Genomic DNA, 3,218 nt, shown 5'->3' with positions numbered 1-3,218 from the left:
TCATGATGAAAGATGGCAGTGCAGGCACGAGTACCTCGGGGAAGAAGCGGCGTCAGATACCACCTCTCCTACCGAGACTCGTGCCTGTCCTACGTCACCGACACGCACCTACCTGCGGAATCTCTAAGGGGCTTCAACTCGCGCGCGTGCGTCGCGTGTACATGAGGGCCAAGGATGGAACGAAGGCCATCATCGAGTTCCCCGACGGCACTCAGACCGACGCGTGGTTCTGGTGGCGCAGGGCCAGCCCCGGAGACGTGCTGCTCGTGCAGGGCGAAACCGGATGGGGCCCTCATCACCACCGCGCGGTGTTCTACATCGGCTCCAAGTATGGCGGCCACGGCGTCGCCGGCAGCATCCCGCTCGCGGCCTGGCGTGCCCATCGTCGACGAGCGGCCGGCCCCTAGAGCTACGACATCTCGACGGGCTGCCGCTGCGCGTCACTCGTCGTGCTGGACCACCTCGAACCCGAGCACGTCGACGGACATGCCCCGCTGCTTGTCGTCCTCATGACCACCACCGGGACGCGCCGCCCGCCACGCGTCGTAGGCGTCGCGCGAGTCCCAGCGGGTCACCACGAAGTAGCGATCCTCTCCGAACGCAGGTCGCAACAACTCGAACGACTGGAACCCTGGTGCGGCATCCACGGCCTTCCGGCGAGCGGCGAAGCGCGTCTCGATCTCAGCCTCCGCTCCCGCAGGGAACGTCAGAGCGGTCATGTTCACAAACGTCACGGTGATCTCCTCAGCAGGGGGCCCGTGGATCCGGACCGTACTTAGGCAAGCCTAATCCCGTGCTGACACGAGCCGGTGGGCAGGGTCTACTTCTCGACGCTAGGCGACAACGCCGCGCCTGTGTCGGCCCGGGCGATCGTCTCCGCGATCCCAAGGAACTGGGCACCCTGCTCGGAATGACCGAACCAATGGAGATAGAGCCCCGTCGTCACGCGCTCGACGAAGCCCCATCTCCAGACCCGGTCAGGCGAAGCGCCACCGAATTCAGCAAGAAGCCGGCTCCCCTGCCACAGGAACTCGACCCCTCCACCTGGCCGGATAGCTTCAGCCTCCAGGAACTCTGCGCAGGCGTCGCGCAGCACGATCCCAAGATCATAGGCTCGCTCGCCGACAAAACCATCGGGGTCGATCAACGCCCACCCATCGCCTCGACGCAGCACGTTGCCGGCATGTGGATCCCCATGGCACACGACCTCGGCTCGTTCGCCGGCAGCGAGGAACTCGGCGTGCGTCGTTGCCAGAGCCAGAGCGCGCGGCGCGGCCGCACCGTACCGGGGGCCGAGCGTGGCCAGGATCCTTGCCAGCCCTGACGCCTTCGACTCGCCGACACTTCCTACCTCTAGCGGGACCGTCCAGGCCTGTCGTAACAACGGCGCGATCACGCGCGCCTGCCCCACCAGATCGCTGCGGTCCTCCCACAACGACTCCCCCAATTTCTCCGTGAGGAGTGCGCCGCAGCTGGCATCCCAGCGCAGGACTCTGGCGTAGCTGATGCCGGCTGCCGCCTGCAGAACCGCCACCGCCGCGTCCTGGACGCCGGGCGACTGGATCTTCAACACCGCGAGGCTGCCATCTTCGGTCCGCACCGCAATGGGCGGTGGGTTCACTCCGCCCGGCAACCAGACCTCCGCCTCAAGACCCCAGTCGGCACTCACGAAACGCAGCGCTTGAGCATAGTGCTCGACCTCAGGCCCGAGGTCACGATCCGACGCCGACTGCCGACGTCGCGCCTCACGAATAGCCCCCTCGATCACCTCGTCTGACATGCGCCAAGACTAGGACTGGAGGCTCCGAACGATCTCCTATCTCCACCGATCGCCGCAAGACCGGCAAGTTCCCGTGTGTTCAGTAGGAGGCCAGCAAGCTCCCGACGACGTCCCACGCCAGCTTCAGCACCAGAATGCCCATCACGACGAGGAACACCCGGCGTACGAACGCGTTGCCGTTCTTCACGGCCATTCGCGCGCCGAAGAAGCCACCCGCGATGTTTGCGGTGGCCATCATCAGCCCCAGTGCCAGCAACAACTCCCCATGCACGCCGTAGACCAGGATCGCGGCGACATTGGTGGCGAGGTTCGCGATCTTGGCGTGCACGCTGGCTTGAAGAAAGCCGTAGCCGAGCACCGCGACGATCAGGATGACGAAGAAGGATCCGGTCCCCGGCCCGAGCATGCCGTCGTAGAACCCCACAACCAGGCCGATTGCGCTGGATTGCCACGCAGTGGTGAGCGGTCCCTGCCGCCTCGGCGCATGTTCGAGTCCTAGACTCGGCCGCCGAACGGTGTAGATGCCCACCGCAATGACGGCCACGAGCACGATCGGCTCAAGAACCTCGCGTGGCAGATAGCGAGACACCGACGCCCCACCACCGGACCCGGCAAACGCTCCAAGGATCAACGGCACCAACACGACCGCCTGCACCCGCAGCTTCCGTAGGTAGACCCCCGTCGCCAGTAGCGTGCCGGCAAACGACGACATCTTGTTGGTGCCGAGCACGACGGGAGTCGCGATCTCCTTGGGCAGCCCGATCACCAACGCAGGTAGCTGAATCAGCCCTCCCCCGCCGACGACGGCGTCAACCCAGCCAGCGACCGCAGCGGCGAGCAGCAACATGACAAGCGTCGGAACCTCGACGGGCAGCCAATCAGCAAGTAGTGGCGCAAAGAGCACTGATCGAGCATCGCCGATTAGGAGCGCCAGGTGCAACGTGGCCCATTCACGGATGAACACAAGAGTTGGTCAGATACCGTTCTAGTCCGACGACGACACCTGGGGCAGGCCTGGTTACCTGAGCTTGAACCTTCGGCTGACTACCCTGACGAGCCGGCTCTCAGCTAGTCCCTATACCAGAGCGGGCCTCGCACAGGACCACCAGCGTTGCCAACAGAGCGATCCATATCGAGGTAAAGCCGGTACTTTTGGTTCGGCGTCATCGCCAGCCGACGGATCGAGTTAGCGGCGTCTTCCGTCCGTAGGCCTCGTTCTTGCGCGTGTTTGGTCGCAGGACCATCGTTGATAAGCAAAGGAACCGCTCGACGAAACGCTGCGGCAATTGCTTCCGCTTCGCCGGCGTTTGGCGGCTCTTCGTACTTGCGGTGGGTGGGCGACACGCTGGGTGAGGGTGGTGTGCTGAGGTAGGGGTCGAGGCCCTCAGGATCAGGAGTTACCACACTCCCTGTTCCGAGGACCTCGACGATGAACCAG

The 3,218-nt window shown here is 64.6% G+C and carries 5 protein-coding genes; 1 reads left to right on the top strand and 4 read right to left on the bottom strand.

Going from position 1 to position 3,218, the window contains the following annotated elements:
* Positions 1–146: 146 nt before the first annotated feature.
* Entirely contained in the window at positions 147–407 is a 261-nt protein-coding gene (locus P0D62_RS18850; protein ID WP_275704070.1) for a hypothetical protein, read from the top strand.
* A gap of 33 nt (positions 408–440) precedes the next feature.
* Here P0D62_RS18850 and P0D62_RS18845 read toward each other — a convergent pair whose 3' ends face one another.
* From P0D62_RS18845 to P0D62_RS18830, 4 genes are all read right to left on the bottom strand, one after another.
* Positions 441–734 carry an antibiotic biosynthesis monooxygenase family protein gene (locus P0D62_RS18845; protein WP_275704069.1) on the bottom strand — a complete coding sequence of 98 codons (294 nt, stop codon included), beginning with the start codon at positions 732–734 and terminating at the stop codon, positions 441–443.
* Between the two features lie 86 nt (positions 735–820).
* Complete coding sequence (locus tag P0D62_RS18840; protein WP_275704068.1) at positions 821–1,780, bottom strand: aminoglycoside phosphotransferase family protein; 960 nt, start codon at positions 1,778–1,780, stop codon at positions 821–823.
* 79 nt (positions 1,781–1,859) lie between these two features.
* Positions 1,860–2,684 carry a sulfite exporter TauE/SafE family protein gene (locus P0D62_RS18835; protein WP_275704067.1) on the bottom strand — a complete coding sequence of 275 codons (825 nt, stop codon included), beginning with the start codon at positions 2,682–2,684 and terminating at the stop codon, positions 1,860–1,862.
* Between the two features lie 164 nt (positions 2,685–2,848).
* A partial coding sequence (locus P0D62_RS18830; RefSeq protein WP_275704066.1) for a hypothetical protein occupies positions 2,849–3,218 on the bottom strand: 370 nt, incomplete at its 5' end.

It is taken from the genome of Tessaracoccus caeni, from assembly GCF_029211185.1.
In the GTDB taxonomy this organism is placed as follows: Bacteria; Actinomycetota; Actinomycetes; order Propionibacteriales; family Propionibacteriaceae; genus Arachnia; species Arachnia caeni.
The sequence above is the reverse complement of the archived record's forward strand: the minus strand, read 5'-3'. Positions and strand labels throughout refer to the sequence as shown.